Origin of the sequence: Ewingella americana, assembly GCF_006438725.1 — a bacterium.
Lineage (GTDB): Bacteria > Pseudomonadota > Gammaproteobacteria > Enterobacterales > Enterobacteriaceae > Ewingella > Ewingella americana_A.
In genome coordinates this window covers 388972-406298 of sequence record NZ_RCZD01000004.1, presented here as the reverse complement: position 1 = coordinate 406298, position 17327 = coordinate 388972, and the positions used below count along the sequence as shown (strand labels likewise).

The following is a 17327-nucleotide window of genomic DNA, read 5'->3' as shown; positions in this document are numbered from 1 at the left end:
GCTCTGGCGCAATGGGCCGAAGAGCATGGCGTGATGCTGGAATTTATCAAGCCAGGCAAACCGACGCAAAACGCATTTATCGAACGGTTTAACCGAACGTACCGGACCGAAATACTGGATTTTTATCTGTTCAGAACACTGAATGAAGCACGGGAAATAACGGAGCGCTGGCTGAATGAATATAACAGTGAGCGGCCTCATGAATCCCTGAATAACCTGACGCCGGAAGAATACCGGCTGATGGCTGAGAAACCGGAAATCTCAAAAAGTGCCTGGAACTAAAGCTGGGATACTTACAGGTCGGCGGGCTGGTTCTGGAAAGCCAATAATTGCAACAGCTTTGCCGACTCTGGTGACTTTGTAGGGCTGACCAAACGCATCAATGGTGGTGATAACGGACTGGCTGATCGTCAGGCCCGTCAGGTTGTTGCCAAAAAAGCCCTGGGAGTCTGAGAGGCAAATTGTGGAAACATCATTGATCGCTGCTGTGCTGAAGGCTTACTGGAAATCGGCTGTTGCCATCTTGCTGTCCGCCGCGCTGGTCTGGTGGATTGAAGGGCTTCTCTGGGACGCCGACGTGTCAAAGCTGAAAGTAACCCACACCGCAGAGCTGAAGAAAATCAGTGATCAGGCCGTGATTGACCTGACCAACCAGAAGAAACGCACCGAAGCGGCACAAACCGCGCTGGCTGCGCTGGATGCCAATCACACAAAGGAATTAGCCGATGAGCAGTCCAAAAATGATCGGTTGCGCGCTGATGTCGCTGCTGGTACTCGCCGGGTGCGGATCGCAGCAGCAAACCTTGCCACCAGTCAGCTCATCAGGAACAGCATTGCCAGCACCGGCGGCGTGGGCGATGTAGCACAAATCGAACTCTCTGGCGCTGGTGAACGGGCTGTTCTCGATCTCCGAGCCAGCGCCATCAAAGACGACAAAGTGATCCAATACCTTCAGGGGTATGCCTCTGAAGCCCAGAAGCGTTGCAAAATTAACTGACAGGAAAAGACCATGACAGTAAAAGCGAAATTCCGCTGCCATTTCATTCAGAAGGCAGATGATGATTCAAGCCGCACCATCCATATGAGCGCCGTCACTTCCGGCAGCCATGAAAATGAAGCCTGGTCTAAGCTCACGCCGGGCGGCCAGATTCAGATGCATATTTTAAACCCTGACGCATTCAACCAGTTCGAGCAGGGCAAAGAATACTATGTCGAAATCCAGCCAGCGGGCTGAGTAGGCATTACAGCAGGCATTCACTGAGTGTCTGTGATAATGCTTTATTAGAATATATCTTGGGCGTAATCTGACAATTCCATTTTGAAAAGGAGATTCTGATGTTGAATGATTACCATCTTAAAGACGATCGTAACCAGCGATTACTTGCAGTTCAAGCTGCACTTGAAATAGCTAAAGCAAGTGTTGCTGCGCCTTCGAGCTCAACTAATGCTCATAAAGTTAAATATGATTTGGAAAATGTGACCGAACAAATCAAAGGTCTCGCTGACCAAATTCAAGAGCTTCTGAAATAAATAATGCAAACTCTTAAACCGCCTACGGGCGGTTTTTTTATGTCTGCAAAAGGGGAGTCGAATGCGCTTAACCGTTCTGGATGATGACCCGGGTATAAGAATTAATCCGGGGCAGTTTTACAAAGTTTATCTAGATGGCGAAGAGCTCAAGAGGTGTTTCACTGACAGTGAGTGTTTCAGCACACCCCAAAATCACCATCTTTATGGTAAAGATTTACTGAGTCAGCCGGTATGCGGATCGCCTGTTTTTCTGCATCATCTACACGCGCGGACAACAGCGTTTCCCCCTCGTCACTTAGCACTATCATTTGTGGGCCGCCGGTCTTCGATTGCACAATATCGTCTGGCTTAAACATACTCTTTCTCCTCTATTATCAACCTTCATTAATACTCAGCCCACTCTGTTTTGCCACTCGCTTTCAGGGGATTCTCACTCCAAACTTTTGCTCATCAACTATACTCATTAGCTATGTTTAACGAAACGGAGGAGTAATATGACCATTCATAAATACGGGCATGCACATTGGGAAGGTGATATTAAGCAGGGCAAAGGCTACATCTCCACCGAGAGCGGTGCACTCAAAGACCAACCTTATGGGTTTAATACCCGCTTCGAAGGCAAGCCGGGGAGTAACCCGGAAGAGTTGATTGGCGCCGCGCATTCTGCCTGTTTCTCAATGGCCCTTTCGTTAATGCTCGGCAATGAGGGGTTTGTCCCTGAGAGTATTGATACGAAAGCTGTCGTTTCACTCGATAAGGTCGATGGTGGATTTGCTATCACCAAAGTGGCGCTGGACAGTAAGGTCAAATTGCCTGGCATTGAGAAAGACACTTTCGATAAAATCATTAAGCAGGCGAAAGAAGGGTGCCCTGTATCCAAACTGCTGAAGGTTGATATCACGCTGACTTATGAGCTTGAGAACTGAGTTTTAGCATCCAGATCAGTACTGCTGAACATTGATTAAGCTATTAAGTGCCAAAATAAAGCCGGGCAGTTTTCACTGACCGGCTTTTTTATGTTAACCGCACTCTGTGCTGAAATTAGTTAATTTCAGGATGCTGCGCGATCAGGTTCTTTCTCTTCGTTTCCAGATCGGCGATCTGCGCATCAATATCTTCTATCTTGTGTTCGATATTATCATGATGCTCCTGCAGGATCTCTTTCGCTTCAGCGCGGTCAGAAGCTGCGGGTGTTGCGCCTTTCAACGGTTTGTTAGCAGTTTCTTTCATAAACACACCGGTAACCAGACCAATCACAGATACCACCATCAGGTAGTAGGCTGGCATGTAAAGGTTGTGGGTAGATTCAACCAGCCAGGCAGCGAAGGTTGGTGTAATACCTGCCACCATGATGGAGATGTTAAAGGCAATAGCCAGGGCACTATAACGGATGTTGGTGGGGAACATGGCTGGCAACGTAGATGCCATCACACCGGTAAAGCAGTTAAGCAGCACCGCCAGAATTAATAATCCGCAAAAAATCAGGCCAATAACGCCGCTGTTAATCAGAATAAAGCTCGGGATTGCCAGAACGAACAGACCAATACTCCCGGCGATGATAAACGGTTTACGGCCAATTTTATCACTCAACATCCCCATGAATGGCTGCACGAACAGCATACCGACCATGATGGCAATAATAATCAATACTCCGTGGTCTTCAGAGTAATGCAGGCTGTGCGACAGGTAGCTCGGCATATACGTCAGCAGCATGTAGTAAGTGACGTTTGTTGCAATGACGATACCCACGCAGACGATCAGGCTCTTCCACTGTTTTGTCAGGATCTCGCGGAAAGAGACTTTCGGCGGTTCAGCAATGTTGTTACGCAAATCACTGTCGATTTTGTCCACGTGCTGCTGGAAAGTCGGGGTCTCTTCCAGTGCATGACGGAGATAAATACCGATCAAGCCCAGCGGTGCAGCGACGAAGAACGGAATACGCCAGCCCCAGTCGAGGAAGTTTTGTTCTCCGACGATGCTGGAGATCAGGATAACCACGCCGGCACCTAAGACGAACCCTGCGATGGAGCCGAAATCAAGCCAGCTGCTAAGGAATCCACGTTTTCTGTCAGGTGAGTATTCGGCGACAAAAATAGCGGCACCGGTATATTCCCCACCGACAGAAAAGCCCTGGGCGAGTTTTGCTAGTAATAAGAGTATTGGTGCCCAAATACCTATCGTGGCGTAGCCGGGGATTAACCCGATACAGAAGGTACTGATCGACATAATGATGATGGTGACGGAGAGGACTTTTTGCCGTCCGAACTTATCGCCTAATGCACCAAAGAACAGGCCACCCAACGGTCTGACCAGGAATGGAACGGAGAAGGTTGCCAAAGCGGCGATCATCTGAAGACCGGGATCTGCACCCGGGAAAAAGACCTGACCTAGTGCAAATGCAACGAAGCCATACACACCAAAGTCGAACCATTCCATGGCGTTGCCCAAGGCGGCGGCGGTGATGGCTTTCTTGAGTTTGGTGTCGTCGATGATGGTAATGTCGTTGATTTGCATAGGCTTAATGCGTTTTTTTCTTAATCTCATTTTTTACGTCCTTTGTTCAAATAACTCCACGGTGTAAAGCGTGAGATATTTATCAGATAAAGTATTTTTTAGAAATTTCAAATCATTATAGGACGGTTTTAAGAATAGGTGCAAAGCAGGACTATTTACTGAACAATAGCGGAATAAATGAAAAAAGAGCAGGAAAGGCCCCGCTCTTTTATGTGCGCTGTTTTTGCGAACCGATATAATGTAAGACGAACCAGAAGGGAAACATCAAACAGGGAAGAGGTTAAAACAGCCCCGAGGGGCGTTTTTAGGGTTAGATTTCACCCGATGTATCAGTGTTGCTCAGTGCCCTGATTGACAAAGGCAAATGGTAGTTTGGCTGGCTGGTAAAAAATGCCTGCAAAGCTACGCGCTTCTTACGGTCTATCGAGATTTCTTCCATGGTTTTACGGAAGATACTGTAGCGGCCACAAGAGGTGCAGGTTACGGTGACAATTTTCGCCGACATGTTAACCGACGTCTTATTAGTGCTTTGGCACAACGGGCACTCATCACGAGTGTTTACAACGGTGGAACTCATAAAACCTCCGGTTTTATTCCGAGCGGCCCATAGTATAGCGCGAAAAGGCGTCAATCACTTAGCGGTAATTTTTTTATTAGTGGATTTTAAGCGCAACAAGGTGTAGGCAGTTTCTAAAAGAGGGTCAGGAACCGCGACCTGACGGCTTTCTGGCTTTTCGTTAACGCGCAAAAAAAAATTCACTGTCTGATGTATTTGCGGCAGGTTGTACTCTTCATTACTTCTTCTGAGTTACGTTACACTCAATCTATTCTCTGAATGACTGGATCTCTTCAACTCCTATGTCCCCGATTATCTATCAACGAATTGAAGGTGCCGATTACCGCCACATCTACGTGGTTGGCGATCTGCATGGTTGTCTTTCCATGCTGGAGGAGCAACTTGAACGTGTGCGTTTTGATGCAGCCAGTGATCTGTTGATATCGGTGGGCGATCTTGCCGATCGTGGCCCTGACTGTATCGGCTGTCTGGCGTTGATCGAGGAGCCATGGTTTGTCTGCGTGCGCGGTAATCACGAACAAATGGCGATTGATGCACTGAATGAAACTAACATCGAACGCTGGTTACGTAATGGCGGGGAATGGTTTTATGCGCTGGAGGGCGAAAGGGAAGAAGAGGCCCGTCGGTTGATCAACAAGGCGGACCAGTTGCCGCATGTGATTGAAATCAGCACCCTCAAAGGCGTCGTTGTGGTGGCTCATGCTGATTACACCTCAGACCTCTATGAATTTGGTAAACCCCTGGATGGTTACCAGGTGATCTGGAACCGTGAGCGGATCAATTACGCTCTGGCAGGGCGTTATAGTGACATCAGTGGTGCACAGGCATTTTATTTCGGGCATACGCCCGTCGAGCATCCGCAGGTTTTTGCCAATCAGCATTACATTGATACTGGCGCGGTGTTTGGCGGTTATCTCACTGTCCAGCAAATTCAATAAATACGGCGTCTTACGGCCTGAAGGCTTGGAATTCGGCCAGCGAAGGATAAGAGCGACGTATGCCTTTGTGAGTGACACTGCAGGCGGCATATAAAGAGGCGTGCTCCAGCGCATTCATCACATCGCCGTCTTTGGCGTAGTAATGGGCGAAGCAGCCAATGAAAGCATCCCCGGCGCCACGGGTATCCACTTCTTGTACTTTATATGCTGCAACATGGCGCGTTTTGCCGTGGCTCATCCACAAGCAGCCGCGCTCACCCAGGGTGATGATCACATTGTTCAGCCCCCGCTGCAGTAAACATCTGGTTGCCTCTTCCATCTGGATAAAAGATCCTACCGGCAAGCCTGTAAGCGCTTCCAATTCAGTCTGGTTGGCAATCAGAAAATCACCGCGGCAGGCGAGGGCTGCGTCCCGCGTAGTGCTTGAGGGCGCAGGGGTGAGTATCACGGTGATGCCGCATCGTTCTGCAGATTCTATCGTGGCGCAGAGGCTGTCTGACGGGCTGTCCAGTTGCAGCAGAAGTAATTTACAGCGGATCAGGTCATCATCATTTTCAGGCAGGCGAGTACTGACCCTCTGTGGGCTTCCCAGTTGTGCGACAACCCTTGCCTGATGACATTCCCGGCTGCCCTTGCTGATGGGGCTGTTTGTCATCGTAGTAATACAGGGCGCATTTATACTGTGATGGATAAAGGTCGCTTTCTTTGATTCCTGTGCTGTCATGCCCATGTTCTCTCCCGTCGGCGCATTATTGCTCTATTATTTTGTTATCACAGTAACATTACAACCGTAGAATGTTTTAAATGTGACATTTATCTCAATAGAAAGGGCCGTTCTGGCCTCAGCAACCCCCACTGATTGAGTAAGTTGCCATAATAAAATGTTATAATTATAACAATTTCTGTGGCATATCGGTTTGCCGGCCCCCACAATGCACAGGTATAGTGGCCGATAGCCTTTTGGATACTGATAAAGACATCATTATGGAAAATAAGCGCGAAGATAGGATCCAGCGTCTGTTATTGGCGTTGAAAAAATCCGACAAAATTCATTTAAAAGAAGCTGCGCTGTTGCTCGATGTGTCTGAAATGACCATTCGCCGCGATTTGAACGCCGCACCCTCGCCGGTGATCCTGCTCGGTGGGTACATTGTTATTGACCCAAAGAACAGTCCGGCGACGCACTATTATGTTAGTGAACAGAAAATGCGTCAGGTCGAAGAGAAACGGCGCCTGGCAAGAATCGCTGCCAGTCTGGTGGAAGATGAAGATACGGTGTTTTTCGATTGCGGTACCACCACGCCGTACATTATTGAAAGCATCCCCGAAGCGCGGATTTTCACTGCCGTCTGCTATTCTCTCAATACTTTTTTGGCACTGCAGGAGAAGCCTCACTGCGAGGTGATTTTATGCGGCGGGGCCTTTAAATCGAGCAACAGCATTTTCACGCCGATTGGACGCAGCAATGAGCTTGATTATATTCGGCCGAATAAAGCCTTTATCTCAGCTGCCGGCGTGAGCATTCAGTACGGAGTGAGCTGTTTTAATTTCGATGAGTTGCTGATGAAGCATCAGGCGATGGAAAGGACCGAGCAGAACATCCTGGTGGTTGACAGCAGCAAATTCGAACAGGTGCGACCCGCTGCGATCGCACCTCTTGCCCGCTTTAACACGCTGGTGACTGACGCCATGCCAGCCCCGGCATATGTCGATTTCTGTCACCAGTCGGATATCAACCTGCTAACCTGATAAGGGTCAGCGGATGGTGGGTATCTTTTCCACATGCTGGTAAAAGACCACTTCCCAGACGCCATTTTCTGAGCCGTCATTGAGATAGTGTTCAAAGCAAGCTTTGCCATCCGGCCGGTAACCGCTGTTGGCAATATACTGGGCGTAAAAATCAGTCCAGGCCTTAGCAAAATTTCCGTCGGCAATAGTGGTGTGGTAGACCGCGTAAGTACCGCCTGGCAACGTTTGCAACGCCAGCCCTTCGGCGTCATCAAGAATAAAATTATCTGCCACGCAAACAGAAGTGTCAGCGCGCAGTTTCTCTCCCGGAGTGATATTCGGGTTGTCGTGGTACAGCGTCAACCACTCAAGATGCTTCTGATGATGACGTTCAGACCAGGCCATCAAATGGCGGAAGCCTTCCTTAATGGTGTTTTCATAAGGGCCGACTACCCGGTAACTCACGAGCTTTTTTGCCGGCCTCTCAACGATCATAAATGCCATGATGTTCTCCTTATGCTTGGTATCAGCGAAGAGGGTCCTTTTGCAGCAAATGAAAAAAGGTTGAGCTATAACAGTTTCAACCTCAACTGCGGTCAACTGCTCTACGTGCTATAACAGTGACCATGATAAAATCTTGTTATCAGATTGAGTATAGTCGCACCTGTCGTGAGGGTTTGAGATGGACGTAATCAAAAATATATTAAATAGTGAAATTGATCGGATTAATCGTCTTGAAGGCCGTGACGGTAAACCGCGCATCAACAGTGAGTTTTTTGTTAACCATCCATGGCTGTGCCTCGCTATGTTGGCGGGTTACATTCTGGTGGCGATTGTCATGTATGTATCGCCCTATATGGGGGTGTGGTGGTTCGTCGGTTTCACCGCTTTTCTGCTGTTTATGTCAGCCATGTTGCTGCTGGAAATCAAGCCCACTTATCGTTATGAAGACATTGGCGTGCTTGATCTGCGCGTCTGCTATAACGGGGAATGGTACTTCAGTCGCGAAATTTCTGATGAGGCGGTGGCGCAGTTATTGAGTGCGAAAGAGGTCAGTCCGCGGGTTAAAAACCGTATCGAAGCGATTGTCCGCAACAAAGGCGCAATTGATTTCTATGACGTTTACGATCTTGCACGGCAAGACCAGCTATTGAACCGCACGCTAGACAGTGTGCAGATTGCTCACTGATCCTCCGTTTGACTTTCTTTCCAGCAATGACGTTACTGCTGCGCTTCTGATAAACTGACACTGAAATATTCGGCTGGTGAATTTAATCATGCGACCGGAAGAAATATCAGCTCAGAACGGGAGCCGCAGTGGAACGTATCAAACTCACTATTCACCATCTATATAAACTTCCTTCTGACTCAACGCTAGCCTCTGCCTGTGAAAAACAGGATGCAACAGCCACTGCGCATATTTACGCAGGTGATACCTTACTGCTGACTGAAACCATGCAAGGTCAGGCGAATCATTTTTAGCGTTTTATTCCGTTTGAAAATCTGCACGAACTTTGCCCAGAGGGAGAGGCGTTGCGGGTTGAATGGGAGTGCGATGGCCACGCTGAAATGTCGGTCTCGCGTGTCGAAATGTGCCCTTGCTGTGGTTCTGAGGCGCAGCACGGGTGAGTTATAGCGCGATGACAGCTAGAATAAGCAGAGATCGACAATTAAGGGGCGAATGATGACGTTTATCAACAATGAGTTTGAATACCGTAACTGGATCATGGAAGAAATTTTTCAGGTCAGTGCGGTGGGCGAAACCAGTGAATTCGTCGATCAAGACGTTGACGATTTTATCTTTGATGCGCGGCCGCTTTCCTATCCTTGCGTCGCTGTGATGATCCAGACACCGGGTCAACCGGGTGTTTGTGAACCGCGATTTGTCTACAAAGAGCAGGTTTTCGAGTGGGCACATCAGATGGGATTTGGTTTCGACAACTGATTCACTCTGGTTTCAACCCTGAGCTTTTGGCTCAGGGTCTTAGCCGATCCTGAATCACACGTTTTTACGCTCTATCTTCTCTTCTCCCCAGAACAGATGGTCTTGCTGAGTTTTGGAAAATGCTAACGGGAGCACTTCATCATTGCCTTCCTCCCAGATCTGTTGCGCCAGCACTTCATCATTCCCGGCCAGTTCAAAAATAGCTTCTGCAATTTCATGCGACGTTTCACGTGTGTCAGCCCAAGCCTGTATGTTTGACGTTGTCATCTCATTCTCCTTTTATTCAACTATTCAGAGTATTGCTCTCTTTAACTATGGTCACCGACCGTAGGTAGCGCAAATCTGAGTGGCGTGAAAGTGTGCAAGATGGTGTTTCTTTTGCCCGAAGCCACTACATGTAGTGACAAAATGTGCCCGTCGGAAGATTAAAAAGAGCAGCAGGCAGAGCACTGGTTTATAATGCTGACAGCGTTTGATAATTTAAGGTGAAGAAAATGAGTGACGATATTTTTGATTTTGATATAGATGCTGCACTGGAAAAAGCGGAAGAAAAAGCTGCCGAGAAAGCCTCTGCCGTGCCTGACGTGGTTCAGGATGAAAGTGACTGCGAAGGTTGCAAAATCTAATTCGTCTTAAAGTCCATAACAAAGCGCTTTACGCTTTGAAAAAAAGAAACCGCTCCGGCGGTTTTTTTAATGTTTGCAATTTAAGCAACTACAGCAAATTGTCCTTTGTTGTTAACACGTTGGCCCCTCCGGCAATGTATGTCTATTTTGACGCATGTGTAAGGAGAGCGTGAGGCCTGAGTAAATGGGATAAATTCCTATAGAACAGTAAGATAGCCGGAGGTACCTTTGCATCACCTGATAAGCAGGTCGTGAGGTATCGTATGAAAAAATTAATTTTAGTTCTCGCTGTCATGCTGAGTTTGCCAGCCGTTGCTCAGGCGGATGTCGAGATAGGGGTCAACGTCCCCGGCCTGTCACTGCATGTCGGTGATCGCGATCCACGTGGGTATTATTGGGATGGTGGTGGCTGGCGTGAACCGGGCTGGTGGGATCACCATTACCGTGATGAGGGCCGGGGGCATTGGGTTTATTACGAACCGGAACCACCTCCTCCACGTTACTGGCATCATGACCACTATTGGCGTGAAGGCCCCCCTCCGCCGCACTGGCATGAAGGACCCCCTCCCGGATGGCGCGAGGGTCCCCCTCCGGGCCGCTGGTAACACGGTGATAAACAGATTTGGCGTGCTAAAAAAGTAAAAAAGAATTTGAGAACAGGGTTGGCGGTGACAATGCTCAGGCATCCTCAACGTCTATTTTGTTCTTCTTCAGTCCTTCTTATATCTCTATTTTCAGTGTTTAATTATTTATTTTTTATATTAATAAATGTCATCACATTCATAAAAAATATTGATTGAATGACAGTACGTCACCTTTTTCGGTTTCCTCCCGTCTATATAACTTTAAGATAAAGTGCTGCTTGATTATTCCTTCGCACATTGTTAATTTTATGTTGCTTGAATCAGCAACGGATGGCTCGATTTTATTTTCACGTCGTGGCCCTGAACGAAATTATTCGTCAGATATTCAGGGGAGCGGCAGTGACAACAGTAAATCCCTGAGAACCATCTATGTATATGATTAAAAATGATTTTGAGTACCGTGAGTGGATGATGAAAACCTACTTTATGATCGACGGTATTCAGGGCGACAGCCTGTTGACTGAAGAGGAGTTGGACGATTTTCTGTTTGAGAGTCGACCCGCCGCTTATCCTTGCCTTGCGATGGTATTACCCTCTACTACTCGTCCGCTGGATAATGATATTTCCTTTATTTATCCGGAACAAGTCGGGCTCTGGGCAAAAGAGATGGGCGTTCTTAAATGCTAATGCGTATTATTCCGTTGTAATGAATAATTTGTAAACAATCTTCATTTTCCCTGCTGCAACATAATAATTAAAGCGCCTGTCGGGGCGCTTTTCTATTTTCCGCTTGGTTTCAATTGCGTCTTACTTCACATCCAGTTTACTGATTTCAGCTGTCAACGGGGCTTTGCAGTGTAAAAGTGCTTTGCACAGTTGAGCTTCATTGGCTTTTAAAGGCGCGGTGCTGACCAGTACAGAAACGGGTGCAATAGCCGGGTAGGGCATTGGGGGTAATCGCCATCGTGGATATCTTTTCGACCGTTTCTGCATTTTCCGTTGCAATGCCGGTCTGGCAAACAATAGCTACCTTCACCGGCAGTAAGTCAATGTCACTGCGCACGAATGACCGGGTCGAGGGTACCACCCAACAATGCCCGGATCTCTTGATCGGTTTTCAGTGCTATCAGAGGCCGCCTGGCAAAAGTGCTATAAAAGCGAAAAGGCGGCCAGGAATCACTCCATGGCCGCCTTTTTTAATTTTTTATGGGTAAATGCCGAACGACTGACTACGTATGCTGATTCTGCGGTGGGTTAGGGCCGCGGGTCTGCTTCAATTGAGCCTGCTGCGGTTTACCCGAGAACAGGAAACGCAGGACAGGGATACGTTTGTGGATCTCGTACAATATGAAAGCAATCCCGAACACAAACACCAGCCCGACCAGGAAACCCACCCAGTCGTTATTAATCCGCGGGGTGATAAATGCGCCGTAGATCAGGGTCAGCGGATGGTGCACCAGGTAGATGAACAGGGATGAGTTCACCAGATAAGTTATCCACGGAGACTGGAAATTCAACACATAGTGGCTGAAGGAGAACACCACATTCACCATCAGAATACCCAGCAGCGAGGTGATGATCGCGTCGAGTTCCATCGAGTAAAGCTGTGGCGTGTTGATGTGCTGATTGATCATGTACGCGAGGAACAGGAACAAACTGGTAACGCCAGCCCATGCTGAGGGTTTGATGAAAAGTTCTTTTAGCCAGGCAAATTTGAAAGCAAATGCACCTACCACAAAAAATGGTAGATAGAACAGTGTCTGCATAATGATGAAATTGAATGCACCATTAGATAACAGTTCTGGCGCAAAAATAGAAATTGCCCGGTTAACAGTGGCATAAATCAAGCCAATAAATAAAAATATAATTGAGAGTTTTCCTAACGTATTAGTCTTATTCTTAATTAAGTTAATGCGATTATTCTTAATTTCTTTAATGAATTTAAATAAGTAAAAACAAATACTGGTCAGGATCACCAGGGTCAATAAGAACCATAAATGCGAAACCATTTCCCAAACGGTGATATTGATTTTCTGGTAAAGATCTAGGCTATCCCAGTTGGAAAACTTGTCCGTAAATTTCATCAGGAAGTAGAGCTGCGGCAGCGTGATCAGCGGGAAGGCCGCAGCCAGCGGGATTGCGACGCGCTCAAGGCGTACCTTCAACCACTTCTGCGCATCATACCGCTCGTACAGCATATAAGAGAAGTAGCCGGATATTACGAAGAACACCTGCATACGGAAAGCATGGATTATATCATTGAATATGGTTAAACCATGGGAGGGTACAGCACTGTTTACCGCCCAGACATGGCTGGAGTAAATCAATGATATATGGAATGGAATGCCGAGCAGCATCAAATAGGCTCGGATAGAGTCCAAGAAGAACTCACGCTGATTACTTTGTGGTTTCATAACGTATCCATTTAATGACGCTTATCCTGATTTTAGTGCCTAAATTGCGAACAGGGTAATAATGTGTGGTAACGAAAAGTGTTCACTCTTTACGTTAGCTTAATTCATCTGTGGAGAACCTACTATGTTATAGGACAAGTTTCCATAGCCGGAGTTTCAACGAATTGATATCCTTGTACGGTTGTGTGCTTAAACGGTTCATCAAAGGGATGAACCATCAATCTCTCATGTTGTCGGAAACCTGACCGTTCCTTTAAAATAGAATGATGAGTTTAGCGCACGTAAAGGAGGGAATGTGCCGGGTAAAAATTTTTCCAAAGGGCCACGTATGACTAAAGTCCGTTTGCTAAGTGCCGCAGTGTTGATGTCTTTGATCTCTTCATCTGCCTGGGCTTTTTCTATTGATGATGTTGCCAAACAAGCCAAAGCGTTAGCCGATAAAGGCTATGAAGCACCGAAAAGTAACCTTCCATCACAGCTTCGCGATTTGAAATTCGCGGACTACCAACAAATTCAATTCAATCATGATAAAGCGTATTGGAAAAACCTGAACACGCCTTTCAAGCTTGAGTTCTATCATCAGGGCATGTACTTCGATACCCCGGTGAAAATCAACGAAGTGTCAGCCAACGCCGTCAAAGAAATCAAGTACAGCCCGGATTATTTCAATTTTGGCAATGTGAAACACGATGCTGACACGGTCAAAAACCTTGGCTTCGCCGGTTTCAAAGTTCTTTATCCTATTAATAAAGCCGATAAAGATGATGAAATTATGAGCGTGCTGGGCGCCAGCTACTTCCGCGTGATTGGTAAGGGCCAGGTTTATGGTCTGTCCGCCCGTGGTTTGGCCATCGACACCGCACTGGCGTCAGGGGAAGAGTTCCCGCGTTTTCGCGAGTTCTGGATTGAACGTCCGAACCCGGATGAAAAACACCTGGTCATTTACGCACTGCTTGACTCCCCGCGTGCGACGGGCGCTTATCGTCTGGACGTCTACCCGGGCAAAGAAGCCACCGTTGACGTACAGTCTAAAGTCTATCTGCGTGACAAGGTCGGCAAATTGGGCGTAGCGCCATTGACCAGTATGTACTTGTTTGGGGCAAACCAGCCTTCTCCGGTGATGAACTACCGCCCGGCGCTGCATGACTCAAACGGTCTTTCCATTCAGGCCGGCAACGGTGAGTGGATCTGGCGTCCGCTGAATAATCCGAAACATCTGGCCGTCAGTCAGTTCACGATGGAAAACCCGAAAGGTTTCGGTCTGCTGCAACGCGGTCGTGAGTTCTCCAATTTTGAAGATCTCGACGACCGTTATGACCTGCGTCCAAGTGGCTGGGTCGAAACCAAAGGTGAGTGGGGCAAAGGCAAAATTGAGCTGGTGGAAATTCCTACCGCCGATGAAACCAACGACAACATCGTCGCTTTCTGGACGCCTGATCAGTTGCCTGACGTCGGCAAGCCCCTTGATCTGAATTACCGCCTACACTTCAGCCGTGATGAAGAAAAACTGCATTCGCCTGATCTGGCGTGGGTACAGCGCACGATGCGCTCCACCGGTGATGTGAAACAGTCGAATCTGACCCGCGAAGTTGATGGCAGTGTGGCATTCCTGGTTGATTTTGTTGGTCCGAATCTGAAAGCCCTGAAAAGTGATACTCCGGTAGCATCTCAGGTCAGTATCGGCGACAACGGTGAACTGGTTGAAAACACTGTCCGCTATAATCCAGTAACTAAAGGCTGGCGTCTGACGCTGCGCCTGAAAGTGAAAGATCCTAAGAAGCCGATCGAAATGCGTGCTTCCCTGGTGAATGGCGAAAAAACACTGAGTGAAACCTGGAGCTATCAGCTGCCTGCAAATGAATAAGTCAACGCATTCTACCCAAGATTACGTGAAGGCTTTGCCGCTTCCTGAAGAACAGAAAGCGGCCCTCACTCAGCAGCTTCCTTCTGCTGAAGACGAGGCCTTTGCTACCGTGCACCGCCGGTTGGGCGGTGCGTCAACGCAAAGCATCGATATCTCTGATATCGATGCGCCACTGGTTTCTGTCCAGGCCCGCGTGGCCGCCAGTTGGCCTGATGCAATGGAGAACGGTACCTTGTCCGATGTGGACAATGAAGGCCGTACCATCGTCAGCGCCATGCCGCCGGTTAAGCGTTCCAGCATGTTTCCTGATGTCTGGCGCACTAATCCGGTAGGTCGTTTCTGGGACTCCATGATGGGGCGCGGCACCGTCGCGCGTCGGTATACCTCGTCTGATATGCCGGAGTCAGAGAAAAGATGGCGTCATGCCGGTTCGGTGCGTCGTTACACCCTGCTGATTCTGATGTTGGTGCAAACGGCGATTGCCACCTGGTATATGAAAACCATCCTGCCTTATCAGGGATGGGCGCTGATCGATCCTGCCGATATGCTCAATCAGGATTGGTTACAATCAGTGCTGCAACTGCTGCCGTATGTCTTACAGACCGGCATACTGGTGCTGTTTGCCATCTTGTTCTGTTGGGTTTCTGCCGGGTTCTGGACGGCACTGATGGGCTTTTTACAACTGCTCATCGGGCGGGATAAATACAGCATCACGGCCTCAACTACCGGCCTTGAACCGCTGAATCCGAAAAACCGAACAGCGCTTATCATGCCAATTTGTAATGAAGATGTGGAACGCGTGTTCGCGGGTCTGCGGGCGACTTACGAATCGGTAAAGGCTACCGGTGATCTTGACCAGTTCGACATTTATGTCCTGAGCGACAGCTATGATCCAGACATCTGCGTAGCAGAACAAAAAGCCTGGATGGAAGTTTGCCGTGATGTGGAAGGGCATGGGCGTATTTTCTACCGCCGCCGCCGCCGCCGTGTGAAACGTAAAAGTGGCAACATTGATGACTGGTGCCGTCGCTGGGGTGGGGAATACGCCTATATGGTGATTCTGGATGCCGACAGCGTCATGAGCGGTGAATGTCTCACTGGCCTCTCACGTCTGATGGATGCCAACCCGAACGCTGGTATTATTCAGTCTGCGCCAAAAGCGTCAGGCATGGATACGCTGTATGCGCGTTGTCAGCAGTTTGCTACCCGCGTCTACGGTCCGCTGTTTACCGCCGGTCTGCACTTCTGGCAATTGGGTGAATCACACTACTGGGGCCATAACGCCATCATTCGTGTGAAACCGTTCATTGAACACTGCGCGCTTGCACCACTGCCGGGTGAAGGTTCATTCGCAGGTTCCATTATGTCCCATGACTTCGTGGAAGCCGCGTTGATGCGCCGTGCCGGTTGGGGTGTCTGGATTGCTTATGACCTGCCGGGTAGTTATGAAGAGTTACCGCCGAACCTGTTGGATGAGCTGAAACGCGACCGCCGCTGGTGTCATGGTAACCTGATGAACTTCCGTCTGTTCCTGGTCAAAGGGATGCACCCGGTTCACCGTGCAGTATTCCTGACCGGTGTGATGTCCTACTTGTCTGCGCCGTTATGGTTTATGTTCCTGGCCTTATCCACAGCATTGCAGGTGGTCCACACCCTGATGGAGCCGCAGTACTTCCTGCAACCCCGTCAGTTGTTCCCGGTCTGGCCACAGTGGCGCCCTGAACTGGCCATTGCACTGTTTTCCACCACGTTAGTGTTGCTCTTCCTGCCTAAACTTCTCAGCATCGTGCTGATTTGGGCGAAGGGCGCAAAAGAGTTCGGTGGCGGGATCCGGCTGTTCATGTCGATGTTGCTGGAGATGCTGTTCTCCGTCTTGCTGGCTCCGGTTCGTATGTTGTTCCACACCGTGTTCGTGGTCAGTGCTTTCCTGGGTTGGGAAGTGGTCTGGAACTCACCGCAGCGTGACGATAATGACACGCCGTGGAGCGAAGCCTTCAAACGGCATGGTTCGCAACTGCTGTTAGGTGCCGTGTGGGCAGGCGGAATGGCATGGTTGGACTTGCGCTTCCTGTGGTGGTTGGCGCCTATTGTCTTCTCGCTGATCCTTTCGCCAATCGTTTCTGTACTTTCGAGCCGTGCGACGCTGGGGATTAAGAGCAAGAAAGCCAAGCTGTTCCTGATCCCGGAAGAGTACAACCCGCCACGTGAACTGGTAGCGACCGAGGAATATCTCAAGCTTAACCGTGAACGCAAACTGCTGAACGGCTTCATGCATGCCGTATTTGACCCAAGCTTCAACGCACTGGCTACGGGTATGGCGACGTCCCGTCACCTGTTGCGTCCTGGCGTAGAAAATGGCCGTCAACAACGTCTTGAGCAGGCTTTCAAAACCGGCCCTAAGGCGTTGGGCAAAGCAGACCGTTTGATCTTGCTGAGCGACCCGGTGCTGATGGCTCGTCTGCACTCCGCCGTGTGGACGCAGCCGGACCAACGTGCCTGGAGCGAGTATTACAGCGAATTACCACGTAACGCTCAGGCATTCCCTGAAACGCAAACGTTGGAAATGAAGCCTGCCTGAAACGGGTAAGCCGAATTTACGCTGAAGAA

General features: G+C 48.8%; 22 protein-coding genes and 1 pseudogene. 16 read left to right on the top strand and 7 right to left on the bottom strand.

Features of this window, described 5'->3' with window-relative positions; all coding sequences use genetic code 11:
* From EAH77_RS10070 to EAH77_RS10050, 5 genes and pseudogenes are all read left to right on the top strand, one after another.
* Positions 1–282: integrase core domain-containing protein (locus EAH77_RS10070; RefSeq protein ID WP_140472206.1), on the top strand; the 282-nt coding region annotated here is incomplete at its 5' end.
* Between the two features lie 18 nt (positions 283–300).
* Positions 301–453 (top strand): annotated as a pseudogene (locus EAH77_RS25745) (glycoside hydrolase family 19 protein); the annotation flags it as partial.
* Positions 454–463: 10 nt separating this feature from the next.
* Positions 464–997 (top strand): lysis system i-spanin subunit Rz, encoded by a 534-nt coding sequence (locus tag EAH77_RS10060; RefSeq protein ID WP_241673434.1) that lies wholly within the window; start codon positions 464–466, stop codon positions 995–997.
* Between the two features lie 12 nt (positions 998–1009).
* The gene (locus tag EAH77_RS10055) at positions 1010–1234 is read left to right on the top strand and encodes a hypothetical protein (RefSeq protein WP_140472202.1); all 225 of its coding nucleotides are present in this window, start codon (positions 1010–1012) and stop codon (positions 1232–1234) included.
* A gap of 101 nt (positions 1235–1335) precedes the next feature.
* On the top strand, positions 1336–1530 hold the full coding sequence (locus EAH77_RS10050) for a hypothetical protein (protein WP_140472200.1): 195 nt from the start codon (positions 1336–1338) through the stop codon (positions 1528–1530).
* A 176-nt stretch (positions 1531–1706) separates the two neighbouring features.
* Here EAH77_RS10050 and EAH77_RS10045 read toward each other — a convergent pair whose 3' ends face one another.
* Positions 1707–1886 carry a DUF2158 domain-containing protein gene (locus tag EAH77_RS10045; RefSeq protein ID WP_140472198.1) on the bottom strand — a complete coding sequence of 60 codons (180 nt, stop codon included), beginning with the start codon at positions 1884–1886 and terminating at the stop codon, positions 1707–1709.
* Positions 1887–2024: 138 nt separating this feature from the next.
* Between EAH77_RS10045 and EAH77_RS10040 the strand changes: the two genes are divergently transcribed.
* A complete protein-coding gene (locus EAH77_RS10040) occupies positions 2025–2456 on the top strand; it encodes an OsmC family protein (protein WP_140472196.1) in 432 nt (143 codons plus the stop codon).
* A 115-nt stretch (positions 2457–2571) separates the two neighbouring features.
* On the opposite strand, the gene proP is transcribed toward EAH77_RS10040, so the two are convergent.
* On the bottom strand, positions 2572–4074 hold the full coding sequence (proP, locus tag EAH77_RS10035; RefSeq protein ID WP_140472194.1) for a glycine betaine/L-proline transporter ProP: 1503 nt from the start codon (positions 4072–4074) through the stop codon (positions 2572–2574).
* A 280-nt stretch (positions 4075–4354) separates the two neighbouring features.
* Positions 4355–4621, bottom strand: coding sequence for a hypothetical protein (locus tag EAH77_RS10030; RefSeq protein WP_140472192.1), 267 nt, complete (start codon positions 4619–4621; stop codon positions 4355–4357).
* Positions 4622–4902: 281 nt separating this feature from the next.
* Between EAH77_RS10030 and EAH77_RS10025 the strand changes: the two genes are divergently transcribed.
* On the top strand, positions 4903–5559 hold the full coding sequence (locus tag EAH77_RS10025) for a metallophosphoesterase (RefSeq protein WP_140472190.1): 657 nt from the start codon (positions 4903–4905) through the stop codon (positions 5557–5559).
* Between the two features lie 10 nt (positions 5560–5569).
* Here the strand turns inward: EAH77_RS10025 and EAH77_RS10020 are convergent, their stop codons facing one another.
* Positions 5570–6289, bottom strand: a complete 720-nt coding sequence (locus tag EAH77_RS10020; RefSeq protein WP_140472188.1) for a PfkB family carbohydrate kinase — start codon at positions 6287–6289, stop codon at positions 5570–5572.
* A gap of 254 nt (positions 6290–6543) precedes the next feature.
* Between EAH77_RS10020 and deoR the strand changes: the two genes are divergently transcribed.
* Positions 6544–7308 carry a DNA-binding transcriptional repressor DeoR gene (gene deoR / locus EAH77_RS10015; RefSeq protein WP_140472186.1) on the top strand — a complete coding sequence of 255 codons (765 nt, stop codon included), beginning with the start codon at positions 6544–6546 and terminating at the stop codon, positions 7306–7308.
* Positions 7309–7314: 6 nt separating this feature from the next.
* Here the strand turns inward: deoR and EAH77_RS10010 are convergent, their stop codons facing one another.
* Positions 7315–7791 (bottom strand): GyrI-like domain-containing protein, encoded by a 477-nt coding sequence (locus tag EAH77_RS10010; RefSeq protein ID WP_140472184.1) that lies wholly within the window; start codon positions 7789–7791, stop codon positions 7315–7317.
* 178 nt (positions 7792–7969) lie between these two features.
* Between EAH77_RS10010 and EAH77_RS10005 the strand changes: the two genes are divergently transcribed.
* The 3 genes from EAH77_RS10005 to EAH77_RS09995 all read left to right on the top strand — a co-directional run bounded on the left by EAH77_RS10005 (position 7970) and on the right by EAH77_RS09995 (position 9232).
* Positions 7970–8476 carry a YlaC family protein gene (locus EAH77_RS10005; RefSeq protein WP_140472182.1) on the top strand — a complete coding sequence of 169 codons (507 nt, stop codon included), beginning with the start codon at positions 7970–7972 and terminating at the stop codon, positions 8474–8476.
* Between the two features lie 128 nt (positions 8477–8604).
* A complete protein-coding gene (locus EAH77_RS25520; protein WP_241673433.1) occupies positions 8605–8769 on the top strand; it encodes a hypothetical protein in 165 nt (54 codons plus the stop codon).
* 199 nt (positions 8770–8968) lie between these two features.
* The gene (locus EAH77_RS09995; protein WP_241673432.1) at positions 8969–9232 is read left to right on the top strand and encodes a hypothetical protein; all 264 of its coding nucleotides are present in this window, start codon (positions 8969–8971) and stop codon (positions 9230–9232) included.
* 54 nt (positions 9233–9286) lie between these two features.
* On the opposite strand, the gene EAH77_RS09990 is transcribed toward EAH77_RS09995, so the two are convergent.
* A complete protein-coding gene (locus tag EAH77_RS09990; protein ID WP_140472180.1) occupies positions 9287–9499 on the bottom strand; it encodes a YccJ family protein in 213 nt (70 codons plus the stop codon).
* A 227-nt stretch (positions 9500–9726) separates the two neighbouring features.
* On the opposite strand from EAH77_RS09990, the gene EAH77_RS25690 reads away from it, so the two are divergent.
* The 3 genes from EAH77_RS25690 to EAH77_RS09980 all read left to right on the top strand — a co-directional run bounded on the left by EAH77_RS25690 (position 9727) and on the right by EAH77_RS09980 (position 11129).
* Positions 9727–9858, top strand: coding sequence for a hypothetical protein (locus EAH77_RS25690; RefSeq protein WP_277752555.1), 132 nt, complete (start codon positions 9727–9729; stop codon positions 9856–9858).
* Between the two features lie 263 nt (positions 9859–10121).
* Entirely contained in the window at positions 10122–10463 is a 342-nt protein-coding gene (locus tag EAH77_RS09985) for a DUF2502 domain-containing protein (protein WP_140472178.1), read from the top strand.
* 408 nt (positions 10464–10871) lie between these two features.
* Complete coding sequence (locus EAH77_RS09980) at positions 10872–11129, top strand: hypothetical protein (protein ID WP_140472176.1); 258 nt, start codon at positions 10872–10874, stop codon at positions 11127–11129.
* Between the two features lie 542 nt (positions 11130–11671).
* Here the strand turns inward: EAH77_RS09980 and mdoC are convergent.
* Complete coding sequence (mdoC, locus tag EAH77_RS09975; protein ID WP_140472174.1) at positions 11672–12856, bottom strand: glucans biosynthesis protein MdoC; 1185 nt, start codon at positions 12854–12856, stop codon at positions 11672–11674.
* 328 nt (positions 12857–13184) lie between these two features.
* Here mdoC and EAH77_RS09970 point away from each other — a divergent pair, with 328 nt between their 5' ends.
* Positions 13185–14720 (top strand): glucan biosynthesis protein G, encoded by a 1536-nt coding sequence (locus EAH77_RS09970; protein WP_140472172.1) that lies wholly within the window; start codon positions 13185–13187, stop codon positions 14718–14720.
* Positions 14713–17298: a glucans biosynthesis glucosyltransferase MdoH gene (mdoH, locus tag EAH77_RS09965; protein WP_140472170.1), complete on the top strand. Its 2586-nt coding sequence runs from the start codon at positions 14713–14715 to the stop codon at positions 17296–17298. The genes EAH77_RS09970 and mdoH overlap by 8 nt, the downstream gene beginning before the upstream one ends.
* The last annotated feature ends 29 nt before the right edge of the window (positions 17299–17327 follow it).